This is a genomic window from Corynebacterium sp. HMSC059E07 (genome assembly GCF_001814395.1).
Lineage (GTDB): Bacteria > Actinomycetota > Actinomycetes > Mycobacteriales > Mycobacteriaceae > Corynebacterium > Corynebacterium hesseae.
In genome coordinates, this window is record NZ_KV816271.1 from 20582 (window position 1) to 39984 (window position 19403).

Annotated in this window: 23 protein-coding genes; 11 read left to right on the forward strand and 12 right to left on the reverse strand. The window is 61.5% G+C overall.

Annotated features, from left to right (window positions below; genetic code table 11):
- Position 1: 1 nt before the first annotated feature.
- The gene (gene msrA / locus HMPREF2967_RS00395; RefSeq protein WP_070684498.1) at positions 2-652 is read right to left on the reverse strand and encodes a peptide-methionine (S)-S-oxide reductase MsrA; all 651 of its coding nucleotides are present in this window, start codon (positions 650-652) and stop codon (positions 2-4) included.
- A 165-nt stretch (positions 653-817) separates the two neighbouring features.
- On the opposite strand from msrA, the gene HMPREF2967_RS00400 reads away from it, so the two are divergent.
- The 4 genes from HMPREF2967_RS00400 to HMPREF2967_RS00415 all read left to right on the forward strand — a co-directional run bounded on the left by HMPREF2967_RS00400 (position 818) and on the right by HMPREF2967_RS00415 (position 4586).
- Entirely contained in the window at positions 818-1420 is a 603-nt protein-coding gene (locus HMPREF2967_RS00400) for a superoxide dismutase (RefSeq protein WP_070523894.1), read from the forward strand.
- Positions 1421-1667: 247 nt separating this feature from the next.
- On the forward strand, positions 1668-3374 hold the full coding sequence (locus HMPREF2967_RS00405) for a carbon starvation CstA family protein (protein ID WP_070684499.1): 1707 nt from the start codon (positions 1668-1670) through the stop codon (positions 3372-3374).
- The gene (locus tag HMPREF2967_RS00410; RefSeq protein WP_046647629.1) at positions 3364-3621 is read left to right on the forward strand and encodes a cory-CC-star protein; all 258 of its coding nucleotides are present in this window, start codon (positions 3364-3366) and stop codon (positions 3619-3621) included. The genes HMPREF2967_RS00405 and HMPREF2967_RS00410 overlap by 11 nt, the downstream gene beginning before the upstream one ends.
- Positions 3612-4586: an ArsA family ATPase gene (locus HMPREF2967_RS00415; protein ID WP_070562191.1), complete on the forward strand. Its 975-nt coding sequence runs from the start codon at positions 3612-3614 to the stop codon at positions 4584-4586. The genes HMPREF2967_RS00410 and HMPREF2967_RS00415 overlap by 10 nt, the downstream gene beginning before the upstream one ends.
- Here the strand turns inward: HMPREF2967_RS00415 and HMPREF2967_RS00420 are convergent.
- Entirely contained in the window at positions 4583-5455 is an 873-nt protein-coding gene (locus HMPREF2967_RS00420; protein WP_070562188.1) for a LysR family transcriptional regulator, read from the reverse strand. The two genes, HMPREF2967_RS00415 and HMPREF2967_RS00420, sit on opposite strands and share 4 nt — an antisense overlap.
- Positions 5456-5525: 70 nt before the next feature.
- Between HMPREF2967_RS00420 and HMPREF2967_RS00425 the strand changes: the two genes are divergently transcribed.
- Both HMPREF2967_RS00425 and HMPREF2967_RS00430 read left to right on the forward strand, forming a co-directional pair.
- On the forward strand, positions 5526-6677 hold the full coding sequence (locus tag HMPREF2967_RS00425) for an MFS transporter (RefSeq protein ID WP_070684500.1): 1152 nt from the start codon (positions 5526-5528) through the stop codon (positions 6675-6677).
- Positions 6678-6688: 11 nt separating this feature from the next.
- Positions 6689-7981, forward strand: coding sequence for a copper oxidase (locus HMPREF2967_RS00430; RefSeq protein WP_070684501.1), 1293 nt, complete (start codon positions 6689-6691; stop codon positions 7979-7981).
- Between the two features lie 127 nt (positions 7982-8108).
- Here the strand turns inward: HMPREF2967_RS00430 and HMPREF2967_RS00435 are convergent, their stop codons facing one another.
- Positions 8109-9545 carry a TM0106 family RecB-like putative nuclease gene (locus HMPREF2967_RS00435; protein WP_198530999.1) on the reverse strand — a complete coding sequence of 479 codons (1437 nt, stop codon included), beginning with the start codon at positions 9543-9545 and terminating at the stop codon, positions 8109-8111.
- 75 nt (positions 9546-9620) lie between these two features.
- Here HMPREF2967_RS00435 and HMPREF2967_RS00440 point away from each other — a divergent pair, with 75 nt between their 5' ends.
- Both HMPREF2967_RS00440 and HMPREF2967_RS00445 read left to right on the forward strand, forming a co-directional pair.
- Positions 9621-10253 (forward strand): DUF6474 family protein, encoded by a 633-nt coding sequence (locus HMPREF2967_RS00440; protein WP_070684502.1) that lies wholly within the window; start codon positions 9621-9623, stop codon positions 10251-10253.
- Between the two features lie 195 nt (positions 10254-10448).
- On the forward strand, positions 10449-10766 hold the full coding sequence (locus HMPREF2967_RS00445) for a histone-like nucleoid-structuring protein Lsr2 (protein ID WP_070523909.1): 318 nt from the start codon (positions 10449-10451) through the stop codon (positions 10764-10766).
- Here the strand turns inward: HMPREF2967_RS00445 and HMPREF2967_RS00450 are convergent.
- A complete protein-coding gene (locus tag HMPREF2967_RS00450; protein WP_010188464.1) occupies positions 10763-11401 on the reverse strand; it encodes a LuxR C-terminal-related transcriptional regulator in 639 nt (212 codons plus the stop codon). The genes HMPREF2967_RS00445 and HMPREF2967_RS00450 overlap by 4 nt on opposite strands.
- A 36-nt stretch (positions 11402-11437) precedes the next feature.
- The gene (locus tag HMPREF2967_RS00455) at positions 11438-12610 is read right to left on the reverse strand and encodes a sensor histidine kinase (protein WP_070684503.1); all 1173 of its coding nucleotides are present in this window, start codon (positions 12608-12610) and stop codon (positions 11438-11440) included.
- On the opposite strand from HMPREF2967_RS00455, the gene HMPREF2967_RS00460 reads away from it, so the two are divergent.
- Entirely contained in the window at positions 12609-13163 is a 555-nt protein-coding gene (locus HMPREF2967_RS00460; RefSeq protein ID WP_070684504.1) for a DUF2020 domain-containing protein, read from the forward strand. The two genes, HMPREF2967_RS00455 and HMPREF2967_RS00460, sit on opposite strands and share 2 nt — an antisense overlap.
- Positions 13164-13201: 38 nt before the next feature.
- Here HMPREF2967_RS00460 and HMPREF2967_RS13175 read toward each other — a convergent pair whose 3' ends face one another.
- Both HMPREF2967_RS13175 and HMPREF2967_RS00465 read right to left on the reverse strand, forming a co-directional pair.
- Complete coding sequence (locus HMPREF2967_RS13175) at positions 13202-13354, reverse strand: hypothetical protein (RefSeq protein ID WP_168162985.1); 153 nt, start codon at positions 13352-13354, stop codon at positions 13202-13204.
- Positions 13354-14112 carry a class E sortase gene (locus HMPREF2967_RS00465; RefSeq protein WP_070684505.1) on the reverse strand — a complete coding sequence of 253 codons (759 nt, stop codon included), beginning with the start codon at positions 14110-14112 and terminating at the stop codon, positions 13354-13356. Before HMPREF2967_RS00465 ends, HMPREF2967_RS13175 begins: the two co-directional genes overlap by 1 nt.
- Positions 14113-14177: 65 nt before the next feature.
- On the opposite strand from HMPREF2967_RS00465, the gene yidC reads away from it, so the two are divergent.
- A complete protein-coding gene (gene yidC, locus HMPREF2967_RS00470) occupies positions 14178-15164 on the forward strand; it encodes a membrane protein insertase YidC (protein ID WP_070684506.1) in 987 nt (328 codons plus the stop codon).
- On the opposite strand, the gene HMPREF2967_RS00475 is transcribed toward yidC, so the two are convergent.
- The 4 genes from HMPREF2967_RS00475 to HMPREF2967_RS13180 all read right to left on the reverse strand — a co-directional run bounded on the left by HMPREF2967_RS00475 (position 15121) and on the right by HMPREF2967_RS13180 (position 17282).
- Positions 15121-15729 (reverse strand): TetR/AcrR family transcriptional regulator, encoded by a 609-nt coding sequence (locus HMPREF2967_RS00475; RefSeq protein WP_070523919.1) that lies wholly within the window; start codon positions 15727-15729, stop codon positions 15121-15123. The genes yidC and HMPREF2967_RS00475 overlap by 44 nt on opposite strands.
- A gap of 68 nt (positions 15730-15797) precedes the next feature.
- Entirely contained in the window at positions 15798-16058 is a 261-nt protein-coding gene (locus tag HMPREF2967_RS00480) for a GlsB/YeaQ/YmgE family stress response membrane protein (protein ID WP_010188457.1), read from the reverse strand.
- A 140-nt stretch (positions 16059-16198) separates the two neighbouring features.
- Entirely contained in the window at positions 16199-17095 is an 897-nt protein-coding gene (locus tag HMPREF2967_RS00485; RefSeq protein ID WP_070523921.1) for a universal stress protein, read from the reverse strand.
- Between the two features lie 40 nt (positions 17096-17135).
- Positions 17136-17282, reverse strand: a complete 147-nt coding sequence (locus tag HMPREF2967_RS13180) for a hypothetical protein (protein WP_198531000.1) — start codon at positions 17280-17282, stop codon at positions 17136-17138.
- Between HMPREF2967_RS13180 and HMPREF2967_RS00490 the strand changes: the two genes are divergently transcribed.
- The gene (locus HMPREF2967_RS00490) at positions 17218-18270 is read left to right on the forward strand and encodes a pseudouridine synthase (RefSeq protein ID WP_083312555.1); all 1053 of its coding nucleotides are present in this window, start codon (positions 17218-17220) and stop codon (positions 18268-18270) included. The genes HMPREF2967_RS13180 and HMPREF2967_RS00490 overlap by 65 nt on opposite strands.
- Positions 18271-18304: 34 nt before the next feature.
- On the opposite strand, the gene HMPREF2967_RS00495 is transcribed toward HMPREF2967_RS00490, so the two are convergent.
- Positions 18305-18868: a hypothetical protein gene (locus tag HMPREF2967_RS00495; protein ID WP_232770539.1), complete on the reverse strand. Its 564-nt coding sequence runs from the start codon at positions 18866-18868 to the stop codon at positions 18305-18307.
- Positions 18869-19403: the final 535 nt, after the last annotated feature.

A 19403-nucleotide genomic window follows, 5' to 3' on the forward strand; every position in this document is an offset into this window, starting at 1 on the left:
TCTAGCCGCACTTCACACCGGTGCTGTGGTGCGGGCAGTAGCCATTGGGCACCTTATGCAGGTACTGCTGGTGCTCGTCCTCAGCCAGGTAGTACTGGCCTGAGTCCGTCTCACTGAGGAGGGTGACTTCGGTGGTGGTGGCGCCGAAGCCGGCGTCGGCAAGCTTGCCTGCGTAGGAATCCACTAGTTGCTGGATCTCCGCGCGTTCCTCCTCAGTCTCTGGGTAGAAGGCCGAGCGGTATTGCGTGCCCACGTCGTTGCCCTGGCGGAAGCCCTGGGTGGGGTCGTGAGCTTCCAAGGCCTTAACCACAAGGTTACGCAGGCTCACGCGCCGTGGATCATAGGTAATCTGCACAGACTCCGCATGGTTGGTCAGCCCGCGGCAGACCTCGTAATAGGTGGGGTTTGGCGTGGTGCCGCCCGCATAGCCCACGGAGGTTGCCTCCACGCCTTCGGTCTCCCAGAACATCTTCTCGGCTCCCCAGAAACAGCCGATGGCGATGATGAGGGATTTCTGCCCCTCTTTCCACGGGCCGGTAATCGGAGTGCCCAGGACCGCGTGGGGCTGCGGGTTCTCAAGAACAGGCTCCGCGCGCCCGGGAAGAGCGTCCTTAGCTGCCACCAGCGTGGGTTCTGGCTTGAAAAGAAACATGCTGGGTTCTCCTTACACTTAGCGTTGTCCTCCCTCTTATACTCCGCCGTACTGCCCGCAATCCAGGTTTTTGTTCACGGCGGCTCCCATAGAAAAATTATTGTGGCCAAATTCTCATCCGGCCCCTACCATGGGGCCTCGTACCCCAAAGAAAGGATGAAACAAATGGCTGTTTACGAACTTCCGGAACTCGACTACGCATACGATGCTCTGGAGCCGCACATCTCCGCTGAGATCATGGAGCTGCACCACTCCAAGCACCACGCTGGCTACGTTGCTGGCGCTAACGCTGCGCTCGAGGCTCTGGAGGAGCAGCGCAACGGCGAGGCTAATGCTGACGCCATCCGCGCTCTGTCCAAGAACCTGGCCTTCAACCTGGGTGGCCACACCAACCACTCCATCTTCTGGAAGAACCTCTCCCCGAACGGTGGCGGCGAGCCCACCGGCGAGCTGGCTGAGGCTATTAACCGTGACTTCGGTTCCTTCGAGAAGTTCAAGGCTCACTTCTCCGCCGTTGCCACCGGCCTGCAGGGCTCCGGTTGGGCAGTGCTGGGCTATGACCACGTTGCTGGTCGCCTGGTTATTGAGCAGCTCACCGATCAGCAGGGCAACATCTCCGTGAACTTCACCCCGCTGCTGATGCTGGATATGTGGGAGCACGCCTTCTACCTCCAGTACAAGAACGTGAAGGCTGACTACGTTAAGGCCGTATGGAACGTCTTCAACTGGGACGACGTTGCCGAGCGTTACGCTGCTGCTACCAAGTAAGCACGACGGCCTCCTTTAAGGCCACGTAGCTTCAACCCGCGCTGGGACCTCTTCGTTGAGGCCCGGCGCGGTTTCGCGTTTTCATCCACCTACAGACCATAAGCGGCGATGGACTACACCCCTTCTGCCCCACCCTTCCCTATAGGGATTTAGAAATTAAACCCCCTTTCACAAAACTGCTATGGCATAATTCACACCACCGCACATATGAATGTGACATCTCAACTGACTCTCTTCAGGTGGTTTTGTGAACTCACTTCTTCTCGTCTTTATCGGACTCGCCATGATGCTGGCGGGCTACCTGCTGTACTCGCGCTTTCTTGCCTCGAAGGTGTATCAGCTCTCCGATAGCTTTTCCACGCCTGCCCACACCATGGAGGATGGCGTCGACTACGTCCCCACCAACAAGTACGTGCTGTGGGGCCACCACTTCACCTCGGTTGCGGGTGCCGCGCCGATCATCGGCCCCGCCGTCGCCGTGATTTGGGGCTGGCTGCCGGCCTTCCTCTGGGTCACGCTGGGCACGGTCTTCTTCGCCGGCATGCATGACTTGGGCGCGCTGTGGGCTTCCCAGCGCCACCGCGGACAGTCCATCGGCACGCTGTCTGGACGCTATATCGGCGCCCGCGGGCGCGCGCTCTTCCTCGTCGTCATCTTCCTGCTGCTGCTCATGGTCAACGCGGCCTTCGCCGTGGTCATCTCCAACCTGCTGATTTCCACACCAACCGCCGTCATCCCCACGTGGGGCGCCATCCTCGTCGCTTTGCTCATCGGCCAGGCTATCTACCGTTTTCGCTGGAACCTGACCATCGTCTCCATCGTGGGCGTCGCCGCTTTGTACGCGCTGATGATCATCGGTGACCGCGTCCCGCTGGCCCTGCCGGAAACCGTCCTGGGCATCCCGGACCGCGGCGTGTGGATCATCCTGCTCTTCGTCTACGCCTTTATCGCCTCCCTGCTTCCGGTGTGGGTCCTGTTGCAGCCGCGTGACTACATCAATGGCCTGCAGCTCTTCGTGGGCCTCATTATCCTCTACGGTTCCTTCCTCGTCACCCGCCCAGAAATCGTTGCGCCCACCGTCTCGGATCACGTCCCGGACAACACGCCTGGAATCTTCCCACTGCTCTTCGTCACCATCGCCTGCGGCGCTGTCTCCGGCTTCCACGGTGTGGTCAGCTCGGGCACGTCTTCCAAGCAGCTGGATAAGGAAACTGATGCCCGCTTCGTCGGCTACTTCGGCGCTGTCGGCGAAGGCCTCCTCGCACTCGGCACCATCGTGGCCACCACGGCCGGCTTCAAGACAGCCGCCGATTGGGAGGCCGTCTACAACGAATGGAATGCCGGCGGCGTCGACGCCTTCGTCCAGGGCGGCGGCGCCCTCATGAACGAAGGTTTGGGCATCCCCACCTCACTCTCCGCCACCATCCTGGCCACCATGGCTGTTCTCTTTGCAGCAACGACGATGGACTCCGGCGTGCGTCTGCAGCGCATGGTGGTCTCCGAGGCAGCCGAACTCATGGGCATCAACCTCAGCGGTCTGGTGGCCACCATCATCGCCGTCGGCTGCGCATTGGGCCTGACCTTCTCCACCGGTGTCGACGGCTCCGGCGGCATGCTCATCTGGCCGCTCTTCGGCACCACCAACCAGCTCATGGCCGGCCTCACGCTGTCCATCATCGTGGTCATCCTCACCCAGCTGCGCCGCCCGACCTGGCCGGTGCTGCTCCCACTGGTCTTCGTCACCGTCATGTCCCTGTGGGCTGCGGTGCTGCAGCTCAAGACGCTGTTCCAGGCCGAAAACTGGCTGCTCCTCGTCATCGATGCCGTCATCATCGTCGCCGCTATCTGGGTTATCGCCGAGTCCATCGCCGCCATCTCCCGCGCGCGCAAGGCCCCGCAGGTGGTGTGGAAGGACGAAGACATCGAACCTCCCTTGCCGGTCAATGCTCGATAAACTCAAAGCCTTCGGGCGCGGTCTCGACGAGTTCTATTCCGCGCCCTATCGGCGTTCCTTTGCCAAGGCACAGCAGGAGGAAGATGATCTCTTCATGCTGCTTATCCTCTCGGAGGCTCTCGGCCTGCCGAATCCCGCCAGCTATTACACCTTGGAGTTACTGCCGCTGATGTATGAAGATTTCCACGCCTGGCACACGCGCATGGGCATGGAGCGCTCACCCTTGAATGGAATCTCATGTTGTTAGCCCCCATCATGTTCTTCGGCGGCAAGGGCGGGGTGGGTAAAACCACGCTGGCCACCGCCACCGCGCTGCGTCTGGCTCAACAAGGCAAGCGCGTGCTGTTGGTATCCACGGACCCAGCGCACAACCTGGGGCACATCTTTGACACCGCGCTTGGCGACGTCCCAACGAACGTCCGCCCCAACTTAAACGTCATCGAGATCGACCCGGCGCGGGCGACGGAGGAGCACCTGAGGGGCGTCGGCAAGCAGATGCGCCGCTTCATGCCGGAGCGTCTGCACCGCGAGGTCGACCGGCACCTGGACCTCGCGCGGCACTCGCCTGGCACGCACGAGGCGGCGATGCTGGAGCGCATAGCGGAACTCATCGAAGAGCAGCAGGACAGCGGGGAGTTTGAGCACATCATCGTCGATACCGCTCCTTCCGGTCACACCTCGCGGCTCATGGCGCTGCCGGAAATCATGGCGGCGTATACCGATGGGCTTCTGGCCCGGCGCGAAAAGTCGGATAGGTTTGGCGCGGTGGTGCGCGGCATGACCTCGGCGGAGAAGGCGGTATCCGCCAGCTCGCAGGATCCGGTGGACCGCCGTAATCAGGAGATCCGTTCCACGCTGCTCAAGCGCCGCCGCCGCTTCGAGCGTTTGCGCTCCGTGCTTTCCGACGAAACCACGACCGCCTTCTTCCTCGTCCTCACCGCGGATCGCACCCCGGTGTTGGAAACCGCCGAGTTCTTCACGGACCTGAGCTCCCATGGCGTGCACTGCGGTGGGCTGCTGGTCAACCGCCGCACTCCGGAAAGCACGGAAGAGTTTCTTCAGCAGCGCCGCGCCTCGGAGGATGCGGCCCTCGCGCTGCTCGCGGAGAAGCTGCCGGGCCAACCGGTGCACACCATCCCCTGGCTGCCCCACGAGGTCTCCACCCCAGAGGCGCTCGCAGCTCTGGCCGCTGAGCTTCCCTTCGATATCTAGTCGGCGCTGCGTGCCACGACGAAGTCCTTAAAGTGCTCGACCGGCGGAGCATCATCGCCTTCGCGCCACACCAAGCCCAGCTCGCGGTAGGCCGCGGGCTGCAGGGGCACGGGGTTGCGGGCTTTGAGGTAGGGGTCATCGAGTGGCAACAGAGCCGATCCCAGCCCGGCGGCCACGAGGCCCGCCACGGTGGTGAGCTCCATGGATTCGAAGACGAGGCGCGGGGTGAAGCCGGCCTCGCTCGCTAGGGAGTCGAGCAGCATGCGCGTTCCATAGCCCGGCAGCATGCCGATGAAGGGTTCATCGCGGAAGTCTTCCATGCGCACCCCGTCTCTTCCTGCGGCCCAATGGCCTTCTGGAACCGCTAGACCTAAGCGTTGCAGTTTGAGCTGGTGCCACCCTAGCGGGCCGGGGGCGGTAGGGCGGGGGCCGACCAGCGCCAAGTCGGACTCGCCGGCGGCTACTCTCTCCACGAGCTCGCGCGCCGCGCCCTGGTGCAGGCGAATATCCACGTGGGGATGCTGGGCGCGATAGGCCTTGAGCAGCTCCGGAACCATCCACGTACCCAAGGAATGCATGAAGTCGAGGCGCACGGTACCGCGCTCCGGATCCATGAGGCGGGACACGGCATCGCGCGCGGCAGCTTCGGACATCAACATCCGCCGAGCGTGTTCCACGAATGCCTGGCCGCGGGCATTCAGCCGCAGGCGCCGGCCGCTGCGCTCGAAGAGGCTGGCCCCCACCTCCGCCTCGATGCGCTGCACGCGGCGGGTCAGCGCGGATTGGGAGAGCCCGAGGGCGTCGGCAGCCGCGCCGACGAGCCCATGGTCCGCCACGGCGACCACGCCGCGCACATCTTCCAGATTCATGCACACCTCGCATGCTTTAAGTAACTTTCGGACATTTTACACATAATCCGCGCTAGGCCATGCTTGATGCATGACCAGAACGCGGCGCGCCACCATTGCCATGCTCTTCGTGGGCCTGGCAATTTTTTCTTGCCTCTATCCCACCCAAGCCATGCTGCCCACCTTGGTGGAGGACATGGGCATGTCCCCCACCGAAGCCGCCATGACCATCTCCGCGGCCACCGGTGCGCTGGCCATTTGTGTCATCCCCGTGTCCATCATCTCCGAGCGCATCGGCCGCGGAAAACTGCTGCTTGTTTCCACCATCGCGGCCACGCTCATCGGCATGCTCGTGCCGCTTGCCCCCAATCCAGAGATCCTCATCGCCACCCGCGCGCTCCAGGGAGCGGTCATCGCCGGTGCACCCGCTACCGCCATGGCCTGGATTTCGGAGGAACTCGAAAGCTCCTACGTCGCCCGCGCCATGGGGCTGTACATCGCCGGCACCACCATCGGCGGGCTGACCGGCCGCCTCATCCCCACCGGGCTTCTCGAGCTCACCTCCTGGCGCTGGGCCCTGGCCGGCTCCAGCCTGGTCACGCTCATCCTCGCCATCATCGCGGCAATCTTGCTGCCCTACCAGCAGAATTTCACCCCAAAGGAAATCCACTTCCGCTCGGAACTGCGCGCTATCTTCCGCCATGCCCGGGATACCCGCCTCATCCCCTTATTCATCGTGGCCTTCGTGGCCATGGGCACCTTCGTGTCCCTCTATAACTTCCTGGCATTTAGGCTCATCAATCACTTCCACCTCGCGCCCGGTTTGGCCGGCTTGGTCTTCCTCTTCTACCTCACCGGCACGTGGTCCTCGGCGCGCGCCGGCCGGCTGGTTACCCAAGTGGGCCACGCCAACACGCTTCTGCTGTCGTGCCTGCTTTTTGCCGTGGGCATCGCGCTATGCATGGGCTCTTTAATCCCCACCCTGCTCGGCATCGTGTTATTCACCATCGGCTTCTTTGCCGCGCACTCCACGGCCTCGGGGTGGGTGGGGCATATCGCTACTCACGACCGCGCGGAGGCCTCCAGCCTCTATGTCTTCTTCTATTACCTGGGCAGCTCCATCCTGGGCGCGCTGGCCGGCGTGCTCTTTGATTCCTTGTCGTGGACCGGCTTCATCGCCGTCTACACCGCCCTCGCCGCGGGCATCGCGGTGCTGAGTTGGGTTGTAAGAAAAACCGGATAAACTCGTGTTTTATGGACAAGTGGTCGCCGCGCACATGGCACAGGAAAGCATCCCGCCCGGTCAGCCTGTGGATGATGGTTTTTCTTCTAGTAGGCGCAACACACACCCTTATCCCGAACTACCGCTGGGTCCTCATCCATCTCTTCACCCTGGGCATCCTCAGCAACAGCATCGTGGTGTGGTCCCAGCACCTCACCGAAAAGTTCGTGCAGCTCAAGGTTCCGATGTCGGCCCGCCCTCGCCAGCTCGCGCGGATTTATCTGCAGAATTCCGGCGTTATCCTCACCCTCGTGGGCCAAATCCTCAGTGAATATTGGGGCCACCACTGGGTGCTCACACAGATAGGCGCCACACTCGTCGCTCTTGCGGTGTCCTGGCATGGGTTGGCCCTCTTTGCTTTGTGGCGCCGCGCGGAATCCAAACGATTCCGCCCCGTCGTCGCAGCTTATGTGGCCTCGGCCTTCTTCCTTGCCGTGGGCGCTACTCTTGGCGCATTCCTCGCCACACACCCCTCCCATCCGCGCCTGCTCATTGCACACGTTGCCGCCAACATCGGCGGTTTCGTCGGCCTCGCAGCCGCCGGTTCACTCACCATCTTGTTCCCATCTATCTGGCGCACCAAGGGAATCAACCCACACATGAGCCTAAGCTTCACGCTGCTGGCGCTGGGCGTGGTGACCACCGTGATCGGCAGCGCGTGGAATGTACCGCAAGCGGGTCTGATCGTCTACTGCGTCGGCTGGGCGCTCAGCCTGCAGAGCTGGCTGCTCAATGCCCTCACCGTGTTCCGAGAACCACGCGGGCGCATCACCTTCCCGGCGCTATCTGTGCTCTTTTCCTGCTTCTGGTTGCTCGGCAGCCTGGTGTATTACACCACCCAGCATTTCTTCTCCAGCGAGCCACAGATTCCCATGCTCGCGCTCGTCGTAGGGTTTGGCGCCCAACTGCTCATCGGCGTCATGGGCTATATGCTGCCCACCACGATGGGCGGCGGCCCTTCAGCGGTGCGGGCTGGCCTGCGCGAATACAACCGCTGGGGGCTGGGGCGCTCGGTCTTCATCAACGGCGGGCTTGCCCTGTGGCTGGCCACCTCCAGTTCCCTCACCATGGTTGCCGCCTCCCTGCTCTGCCTCGGTTCCATGGCCATCATCCCCGTACTCACCGCTCGCGCGGTCAAGGCTCAGAAAGCCGTGCTCCTCAAGAAGGCCGAAGGCCCAGCGCCCACGACCACCACGGACTGGGACCAGGTGTGGGTGGCCCTTGCGGTGCTCATTATCCTCGGCGGACTCAGCCTCATCCTGTAGATCCCCAGACCTGAAACCCGCAACCTCCTGGGGTGGGTGGTGGGGCGTCGGCAAGCGCTTGGCGACGCCCACCTGCAGGTTGCGGGTTTCAGGTCTGGGGACTTGCACACGGGAGGGCAGGGAGAAGCTAGGGCTCGAGGGATGGCACTCCCGGCGCGCCGTGAGACATCCACTCGCGGACGGCATGGGTCGCGCGCACATCGCCGGCGTTATAGCGCAGAATCTGCGCACGCGCGTCCGTGTCACCGGCGAGGGCGGCTCGGCGGGCATTGACGGATTCCTCGCCATCGAACTCTTCCGGCCATTCAAAGCCAGCGACGGGCGCCACGGTTTTCAGCCCCAGGCCCGCAGTGCCGGCGAAACTGCGCTTGACGTGGACGAACATGTCCACCCATTCCTCTGAGGAGATGAATTCCTCGACCTCCTCCAGGCTCGGGGAGGAGAAGCGCTGGGCGGACCTGCGCATCCAATGGTTTTCGCCGTGGGCGGAGTAGCAATAGGCCGCGAAGGTCTTGCCCGCTGCATGCGCGTCAGCGCGCACCCCCATGAGCCACTCCCAAAACTCGGCGAAATTCTCCGCCTCGGCCCGCCCTCCCAGCGGATCCCAGGTCACAAAGGGGTGGTACTCGCCGTCCAGGAGCGCGCCCCACAGGTAGGCACCTTGATCCAGGTAGGCCTCCATATCGACGTCGACTTCCACATCTGCGCGGGGAACGCTGATGCGGCCGCGCCGCAGCAAAGGGACGCCCTCACGCCACGCAGCAGCAAGGGCGGAGGGGGCGCCGAGGGAGGCGTCGATAAGCCCCTGCACCGTCGTGATACCGCGCTCGCGGTAGGGGTTAGCGCGGTCGCCCGGCAAAAAGAGGGAGATATCATCCCGGGCCTCCAGCTCTTGCTTACACAAAGGCCAAAAGCGGCAGGAGGCGCACTCCTTGACGCGGCGCGGCCCAGCGGGAAGCGGCTGTACGAGCGCCTCATCGATGCCGAAGCGCGAGGTATCCGTGACAAAAGCCTGACCGCGGTCCTGCCCAATCGCCGCACCCCTGCCAGAATTCAGGCCGACGTCCTCCAAACCCCGCGCGGCCAAGGCTAAACGGTAGCCATCGACGGCGTGATGCTTAATCTTGTATTTCGCCGGCAGCGGCTCACTCAATCCCAAGCGATGGGTGGGGACAACCAGCGTGCGCGAGTTCTCATGCGGGCGGGCCACGCGGTGATCCGAGACGATAACAGGGCTGTACTTATCACCATCCCGAACCAGAAGCTCCACGCGCACCATCCACTCCGCCGTAGAAAAGACGGCGTTGGTGATGTGTGTGTAACCGTGAGCCAGCGCCTCCAGCGTGGCAAGCGCCCGCTCGAAATCATCCCCCTCCAGATCAATCCGGCGGAAACGGCCAGGCCCCTTCTTGGGAAGGCGAGCGAGCGCGGCATCGATAGCCGCGGCGTGGCGCTCCGCCCGAGCTTGGCTCACCGCGGTGCGTGGGATCTCGGGATGGGCGCGGCGCTGCACCAAGCGATAACGGCAGCCCACGAGGTCCGTGGCGACGAGCACATCCTTCACAGCAGGTGAGCTTAGTAGACCACCTTGCTAGAGTTGTAGCGAGACCCTAAAGATAGATTATTTAAGGACGTTTCAATGGGCATTATGAAGAAGATCCGCAAGGCCCGCCGTGAGGCCCGCGCCGAGATCAAGGCTGCCAAAACCCGCGCAAAGGCAGAGGTAAAGGCCGCGGATAAGGCCAAGCACCGCCAGCAAAAGCTATTGGCCCGTCAGGAAAAGGCGCTTATCAAGTCCGAGGAAAAGGGCCTAAAGAAGCGCCGCAAGCACGAATACAAGATGGCCAAGAAGGAACTCGAGCGTATTAAGGAAGGCCGCTTTAATAAGAACAATGTCAAGCGTTATGCCGGCGCCCTGCGCACCGCAGCGCCCCTTCTTTTGCCTCTCCTTTACCGCGGCATCACCGTTGCCCAGCGCGAGATTGAGAAGAAGCGCGCGCAGAAGGCCGGCGTCAGCGCCGAGCAGCTGGCCTCCTTCTCCGGCCACGGCGCACCGCTCAAGGCCCGCACCGCCGGTATCCGCAATTCGCTGAAGGATGCGCAGCTTCCCGCGGGCTTCAAGCGCGACGTCAAGGAGCGCCTCAACGAGCTTGATTCTGCGATTGACAATGCCGAGTACATGACCGATCAGCAGCGCCAGCGCGCGCACCGCTCCATCTCCGGTGAGATCGACTCGCTCAACGACGAGATCCAGTCCAAGCTGCGCGCATAGCCGCTCGCACGGATTCTCTACGCCTTCGGGCCGCTGCCTTCCCCGCTTTTAGACGGTGGAGGATATACGGCCCGAAGGCTTTTTCTTTCGCGCTCAAAACCCCTCTTTGAAATCCCACATTAGCGGCGTCACGGAATTTGTTTTCGTTCTATAGTTAATAGCGGGAGAATCAGTTTAGAGCTCGAATGGAGAAACATGGCACGCCGCGAAATCACCCAGTTTTTTGACGATATTGATAATTCGCCCCTCAACGAAGATGAAGTGATCGTTATCCGCTTCAGCGTTGACGGTAAGGATTACCTCCTCGACGTCTCGCAGGAGAATGCCGACAAGTTCCACGCCGCCCTGGAGCCCTTCGTGAAGGCTGCCCGCCACCCGGTCAAGAAGGACACTCGCCGCTACAAGCCGGCCGATGTCCGCGCGTGGGCCGCCAAGCACGGTTACGAGGTGGCCGAGCGCGGCAAGATCCCCAACGACGTCATCTTGGCGTACCGCGACGCCAACAACCTTTAAAGAACGCCCTGCTCGCGTGCTGCCGCCACGGCGGAGGTGCGGGAGCGCACGCCCAATTTGTCGTAGATGTGGACCAGGTGAGACTTCACCGTCGCCTCCGACAGCATCAGCTCCACCCCGATCTCACGGTTTGAGGAACCCGCCGCGACCAGCTTCAGTACTTCGAGCTCGCGCGGGGTGAGCGAGGTGCGCGGCGTGCGCACGCGGGTCATCAGTTTGTCAGCAACCACGGGCGAGAGCGCCGAATCACCTTCCGCCGCCGAGCGCACCGCCGCGAGCAGCTCTACCGGCGGCGCGTCCTTGAGCAGGTAGCCCACCGCGCCCGCCTCAATTGCGCCGAGGATATCCGCGTCGGTGTCGTAATTGGTCACCACGAGCACCTTGGGGGGATTCTCCATGGAGTAGCGGATAGCGGCGGTCGCTTCCGCGCCACCCATGACGCGCGTGCCCTCGATCCCCGCACCAAAACGCAGGTCCATGAGGAGAACATCGATGCCACCCGCTTGGGCTGCGGACACAGCGGCTTCGGCCGTAGCGACTTCGCCCACAACCTCGATGTCCTCAGCCCCCTCGAGCACCGAGCGTAAACCTAGGCGCACGATCTCATGGTCGTCGGCAAGCAAGACCCTAATCACGGGCTTCCTCCTCATTGGTACGGTGTGGACAATTTCCTAATCTACATCGTTGTTTAAGGGCACACTAACTGAGACCGCCGTGCCACTTCCCGGCGTGGATTCAATCACGACCTCGCCGCCGAGTTCCGCCGCGCGCCGGCGCATGGCGGATAGACCAATGTGGCCCAGCCCCGCCGGTTTATTTTCCACTGCCTCCACATCAAAGCCCTGGCCGTTATCCACCACGTCCACGCGCACCTCGTCCGGCGCATACGTCACGGTCACCCGAGCCTTCGTGGCGTGGGCATGCTTGACGACGTTCCCCACCGCTCCCTGCGCAATCCGCAGCAACGCGGCCTCCACCTTCATGGGCAGCTGTTGCGCATCGCCTTCTACGTCCACTGAGACGTCGAGCCCACCGGTCGCCGCAAAATTCTCAGCCATCCTTGTCATGGCCGCCCCCAAGGAGGTTTCGGACAACGCCGCCGGCTGCAACGCCGCAATCATGGCGCGCGCTTCGTGGAGGTTATCCGCCGCTGTTCGCCGAGCCAGTTCGATGCGTTCCTGCGCCTTGGGGATATCCTCCTGTGCGAGATCGCGGTCAGCGGCATGCAGGAGCATCTGAATGGAGGACAAACCTTGTGCCAGCGTGTCGTGGATTTCGTGGGCGATGCGCTGGCGCTCAGCGGTCATGCCGGCCGTGCGCTCGGACTCCACGAGCTGGGACCGGGTCTTCATCAACTCCTGGTTCATGCGGCTCAACGCCCGGAAGGCATAGGTAATAGCAATCGTCACCAAGGCCGATACCGCCGGGCCCATGATGCCGCCGAAGGAGAGCCCGCCCGGTACTTGCACCAGGATGGTCACCGCCGTGGCCGCGAGCACGCAGATGATGCCGGGGATCATCTCCAGCACGTAGAGGTAGACAAAGTACAGAGAGAACACGAGGTAGATGGCCGCGGGCGCCACCGCTATATCCGCTAACCACAAGACCGTGAGGATAACCATCCAGCCATAGCGCGCGATGCGCGGCAGGGCCTCCATATAGGCCGAGCCCCCGAAGTACACCACCGCGAAGGAGACCAACAGCAGCAGGTTGAGCACGCCCTGCCACAGCGGCAGGCGCACCGTCATAAATATCGCCACCACCAGCAGCGTCGCCGTCAGGACGTGGATACCGTTGCGCAGTGCATCCGATTCAACCGAGCGCTGGTCTAGTGTGGACGTCATGCGCCACAGCCTACTTCCCCCACTCGCCGCCTGCCTGATCGGCATAGGCTTTGCCGCGGTGGGGTGTTCGGATGCAGCCGACCCCGCCCCCAGCACCGAGGCCGCCAGCCCCGCGTCCGACACAAACTCAGGCGATGGCCTGCCCACGGACGCTACCGCCGAGGTCAGTGACTGGGAAGACTGCCCCTACCTGGACACGCAGTGGGTGGCCGATACGAATGGGCAGAGGATGACCCGGTGGGGCGTCGACAAGCGCTTTAGCACCCCCGCCTGCGTGTTCTGGTCCTACCCCGAGGAACCACAGGTTACCGTCCTAGTCCGGCAGATGCCCAGCGTCGACGAGGCGCGCGCGGTCGTGGATTGGGCCGCACCGGTTGAGGATACGGAGCTCGCCGAATTCGATGGGTGGTCCGGCGGGCGCGGCGTCTTTGAGGATCGCTCGGTCTTTGCCGTCCAGAAGGACAACCACGCCGTGGTGGTGTGGTCAAACCAGCTGCAGACTCTCAAGCCCCAGCTCATAGCACAGGAAGCAATCAACCGCTTAGGTCTGTAAAGACCTAAGCGGTAAAAGGCCTGAACAGCGACTAACGCCTAAACGGCGACGTCGTTATAGGGCATCTGCGCCGCTACCCAGGGGAAAATCACCTCCATGAGCAGGAAGAAAACCCCCACGGCGAGGGCCAGCGCCAACACCGCCTTGACCACGGTGGGGCCGGGCAACAGGTTCCAGAGTGCGCGATACATTAGTTCTCCTCCAAGACAGCGGGGCGGTCATTGTCAGCTGATCCGGGTGCTTTAGCCTCTCGGTCAGTCTCCATGGCGTGGATGATCATGCGCTCTGCATTGGAGAACTGCGGGTGGCAGGTGGTGAGGGTGAGCAGGGATTCGCTGGGCTCAGCCCCTTCCATCCCGGGAACAGGCTGGAGCACGCTCACATCACCCGGCAGGGTGATATGGCGCCCCTGTACAGCCTGGTATTCCGACTTGGCTTGCTGCTCTGGGCTGAAGCAGTCCCCCGCAGCCCCCTCGATAGGCAGCACGCGGTAGGTAATCCAGTCCGTCGCGGTTTCGATGACGATGGCATCACAGGTCTGCAGGTTTCCCAGGTCATTAAAGGGGGCGCCTTTGCCCACGCGGTGCCCGGCTACCGCGAAATTGCCCGGCTCATCAGGCATCTGCGTGTCGGTATAGTGCCCCGGCCCGCGCAACAAATCGTCTTCGTCGGTTCCTTCGAGAACCGCGAACGCGAAGTCCGAGCCGAAGGCCGGGATATAAAGGCGCGCAAAGGCCTCACCGAGCTTCGGGGCATGGCCCGCTCCGCGTGGGTTGTGCCATTCTTCCTGCAGCGTCTCGTTGGCTTGGTCCTGCATCTGACCAGACTCGATATTTGTCCAATAGGACTCATAGAACGCAAAAAGCAGCAACAGGACGCCGGCCGTCAGCATAAGCTCACCGATGACGGTCCCTACGGTCGGCCGAGTGCGCGCGGTGGGGTGGGGCATACCCATACCTTAGCCTCACGGTAACGTGTAAGTGCCCCATCACCCTGCAGAAAGAGGAGTAGGCGATGATCAACATCTTCATGTACCCGGTCTCCGGAATCATGAAACTGTGGCACTTGCTTTTTAGTTCTTTCCTCAGCAGCTCGATGGCGTGGATCCTTACCATCGTCTTCCTCGTGCTCACGGTCCGCGGCATCATCGCTCCGCTGAATTGGCTCTCCGTGAAACAGGGCCGCATCGGCGCCCTCATGCGCCCGGAGATGACCGAACTCAATGAACACCTCACACAGGCCGATTCGGTCGACGAGGCTGTCGGCATCCTCACTCAACAGCGCGAGCTCAAGGAGCGTTTCCAGCACAACCCGCTGGTGGGCTGTTTCCCTGCCTTCCTCATCATCCCGGCTTTCATTGGCCTCTACCAGGTGGTTCTTCGGGTGTCAGGATCCGCGAATGAACCGGTGGGGATGCTCACGCTTGACGACGTCTCCTCCTTCCGCACCTCCACCGTCTTCGGCGTCCCCCTCACCGATTTCGCTCGCGAGCATCACGACTTGGTCCTACCGATGCTCGTGGCGGCACTCGTGTTCACCTCCCTCAACACGCTCATCACGCTCTACCGTGGCTTTCTCACCACGCTCTTCGATCAGAAGATCCCTCGCCGCTTGCTGTGGTTCATGGCGCTCATGGTGGTTCTCATCCCCTGGATGCTGTGGAAAGTGGCCTGGCATGGCCCCATCCCCGTGACCATCATCTTCTACTGGGGCTGCTCCTACCTCTTCACCCTGCTCCAGACCTTGGTATATGAATTCATCCTGCACCGCCGCTACCCCCTACCGGAGGCCGTCCACGAACAGCGGCGCGACAGCATCCGGCGCTGGCGGGCTAAGGAAAAGAAGAAAGAGAAGAAAGCCGAAAAACAGCGTCTTAAGGAAGACCCTGCGCACAAAGAGAGGGTTGCTGCTGCCCGCAAACGCCACTCGGCCATCGTGGCGGAGGCACGCAAAATTGTTAAATCGAATAGTCAGCAGGAGGCGCCGAGAGAAGCTGAATAGCCAGCTGCTTCGCGGTTACTAGCGGGGCGACGTCGCGGGTCAAACGGGCGCCGGCAAGGCCGCCATCGAGGAAGATGAGAATTTGGCTCGCCTGCTCCTCTGAGGGGTAGCCATTCTTGGCGTTGAGCAGGGCCGTGATCGTCGAGTGCATCCACGTGCGGTGATCGACGCATGCTGCCACGATGCCCCGCTCGGCATCCGTCTCTGGACGCGGGTATTCCCCGGCGGCGTTGAGGAAGTGCGAGCCCCGGAACTCCATGGAGGGCTGTTCCTCGATGGCCTTGTCGAAGAAGGCGAGGATCTTGCTCTCCGGATCGGTCGCGTCCTCGGTGCGCCTCTGCCAATCGGCGCGGTATTCCTCATCGAGGGCCTCGACATATGCGATAACGAGGGCATCCTTGGAGCCGAAAAGGGAGTAGAGCGACGCTTTGGCCACGTCGGCCTCGCGCAGGATACGGTCGATGCCAATGACGCGGATGCCCTCGGTGGTAAAGAGCCTCGTGGCGGATTCAAGTAGTCGGCTCCGCGGGCTCGGGCGGTTGCGACGCGACTTCTTTTCGGCCATTTCTTCTCCTTACATGACAAAACCGGTTCATCTATACAATATAGACAAACCGGTATGTATGCGAATTTTTACTTCTTGCGGCCCGTAATGGCTCCCACGATCCACAGCAAGATACATGCACCGACCGTTGCCGTAATGATCATCAGGAACCAGCTATCACCGACACTCTTGTTGAAGAGCGCCAGCAATCCGCCACCGATGAGGCCGCCGATAACACCAACGATGAGGTTGGTGAACAGCCCCTGGTCACGCTTCATAATCTTCTCAGCGAGCCAGCCGGCAATGATGCCAACAACAATCGAACCAAAGAAACCGAGACCGAGTCCCATGACACTCACTCCTTTGAATAACAGTAAATAGCGTTTATCTACGTACCCTCCCACCGTACGCGTTAAAACACCAAAACGACCCGGGCCCACCACATATCCACTGGATGGGCCCGAATCGTTATAGCGAGGTTATGCGATAGTTACTCCGAGTCTGGGCGAACCACCATCATCGGGCACGGCGCGGACTGCAGCAGCGCGCGGGAGGTAGAACCCAAGAGCATGCCCTTGAAGCCACCGCGACCGTGGGAGCCCACAACGAGCAGCTGCGCACCTTCGGAGGCCTCCGACAGCGCACGGACCGGGCGGTCACGGGCGATAACCTTCTTAACCTGCACGTCCGGGTACTTCTCCTGGAACTCCGCGAGGCGTTCAGTCAGCAGCTCCGCCTGCTCCTTCTCCACCTCAGCCCATTCAGCCTGGGCTGCCGAGAGGCCGGCCAGGGAAGCCTGAACCTGCATGTCCATCCAAGTGTGAACGGCAATCAGCTCTGCGCCGCGGGCATCTGCTTCCTTGAAGGCGTAGTCCGTTGCCTTCTGGGAGACCTCGGAGCCATCGACACCGATAACAACGGGACCGTACTTCGTGGATTCGGTGACGTGGTTATCCTCACGGACCACGACCACCGGGCAAGATGCGTGGGAGACCACAGATGCAGATACCGAGCCCATGACCATGCCGGACAGGCCGCCCATGCCGCGGGAGCCCATGACAATCATGGTGACGTCCTTGGACATCTCCAGCAGCATGTCGATAGGGGAGCCCTCAGCCACGGTGTGGCCGATCTTCAGATCCGGGGCAATCTTGTGAGCCTCGGCGCGGGCCTCCTCGATCTTCTCTAGGGTCTCCGCCTGGAGGTCATCAAAAAGCTCCTTCGGCGGGACCATGCCTTCGGCGTAGAGGAACTGCGGCATCGTGTAACTCGATGCGATACGTAGCGGGATACCCCGCTTCACCGCAGTATTTGCAGCCCAGCGGACGGCGTTCTTCGACGCTTCCGAACCATCAACGGCGACGACGACAATGTCTTCCTTTGCCATGACCTTTCCTTTCGAAGTGCTTACACCTCCAGTCTAATACCTACTGGCCAACCTGTGGGGCGGTAGCGGCATCAGCGTTCGCTGGGAAAAGAATGTTGTAGGCAGCCACAGCAATACCACGAATGACGGCACCGATACCATTAGAGAAGAAATCGATGACGGGCGCGAGAATAGAGTTGAAATCCATGGGAAAAAGAATATCGCAAAAAGGGCGTGGCGCAACACCACTTCCTATCCGCGATGGGCTAAACCCCACCCACGCTCGCGTTGCCGAAGGCCCCATCACCGCATGGGACTTTGTGCACAACCTCATCGAGACGCAACGCCACCGCCACCCCGACGATAACGACGCGGCCCTCCAAGCCCGCTTCACAGCGAACGAGGTTGTATCCCAAGACGGCACCCCGCTTAGTCCCGACAGCACCCTCGCCACCAACGCGATGGTGTACTTCTACCGCATGCCGGCTCCCGAAACACCCGTCCCATACGACATCCCAATCCTGCACGAAGACGAGCACCTCTTGGTCGTCGACAAGCCGCCCTTCATGGCTACGATGCCTCGCGCCCGCCACATCACGGAGACTGCCACCGTTCGCCTTCGCCGAATGACAGGCAACAACGAGCTCTCCCCCGCGCATCGCCTGGACCGGCTTACCTCGGGCATCCTCGTCTTCACCAAGGACCGTTCTGTCCGGGGTGCCTACCAAACGCTCTTCGCCGAGCGCCGCGTCACCAAGACTTACGAAGCCATCGCCCCGCTTACCGACGTCTCCCCCGGCACCGTCTGGCGCTCTCGTATGGAGAAGACCCCGGGGGAATTGCAAGGTCGCATCGTCGAGGGCGAAGTCAACGCCATCACCGAGGTCGGCGGCGTGGAACCAGTAGATAAGGCACCGTACGAAGCCATCCACGGTTCACTTCCCGAGATAGCGAAGTACACTCTCAAGCCGCAGACCGGCAAGACTCATCAGCTCCGGCTACACATGCTTCAGGCGGGCATCCCTATTATTGGTGACCCCATATACCCGGTCATTTTCCCTGCAGAGGACGAAGACATGCAGATTCCCATGCACCTCACGGCGACACGCATTTCCTTTGTTGATCCATTAACAGCCAAACCCCGAGAATTCTCCTCTCAACTACCGCTTGAAACCCACCATTTATTGAGCCCGTAATTAGGAACCTTTAACCACCGTCAAGGGCTTCGACTTACCTTTCAAAGGCCGGGATCTCACTTTCATTTCCAAGCGGACGCCCGGCCGCCTCCCACCAGGTGCCCGTGTCCCGCGCGCCCTTCCACCCGGCAACGTAGGCCACCACCAAGCCTGCGACCGGAACGACGACAGCGCCAATCGGGCTGAACAGAGACGCCACGAAATCAATCACATGGTCAATCTGGAAGAACTCAAACACCATGCCGTAGAACTCACCCCGGCTATGCAGGTCTGGGACGCGCTTAGCCACGGGTTCAATCACTGGTTCTAGACGGTCACGAATCGCCGGCCCGAAAAGCAAAAGAACGAAGGACAGCGCCGCCAATGCAAACTTCTTGCTGAGTTCCCACGCGCCCGCGCGGTGGGGATGTGTGGCTAAGCCAACGCGCCTCTTCCGTACCGACTCGTTGACAACCGGAAGAAAGTCGATCCGCTTAAGGCCATCACCGAGTCTTACCCGCGCTGAACGACTACCGGGCTCAAAGACATCTACAGTCTTGCCCGCAAAGAAGTGGCTCAGACCGTCCTCTTCCCACCCTGGGGCCGGCTTCTCCCTCAAGACCAAAGAATGCTCAATATCTTTCACCCGGGAGACAACCTGCCCCTCACGTATCAGACATGCAGCCGGCACCTTATCCATCAATCCACGGGGTGTAGGACACTGCGCAACCCGCGTCTGAATCTCATCCGAGGTAGCAAGACTTTCAGCACTTTCTGAGTCCGCCAGGGCAGAAACTTTGCCCCGTGCTGCAAGCAGAACATAGACGGTCTTTCCCTCATAGGGAAGTTCCCACAGGTCAATCTTGTCCCTCAAACGCAACGCCCCCAACTTCGACAGGCTGCACAAACACCACCAGTAACCACAGCCTCTACTGTAACTGCCCCTGCCAAGGAAGACGAACAGAATAACTTCACCCCAGCATCGACAGACGTGGTGCCGAGACGGGCCCTAATGAATCTGTCAGTAAAAAGCCATTTATTCAGACCTGGAAGTGCAGACTTGCCGCGTGCGAAAACAAGAAAAAGACCGTTAAAGCAGTTGTGTTGTGCTTTAACGGTCTTGGGGTTGCCCGCAAATCGTGGACACGTAGTGG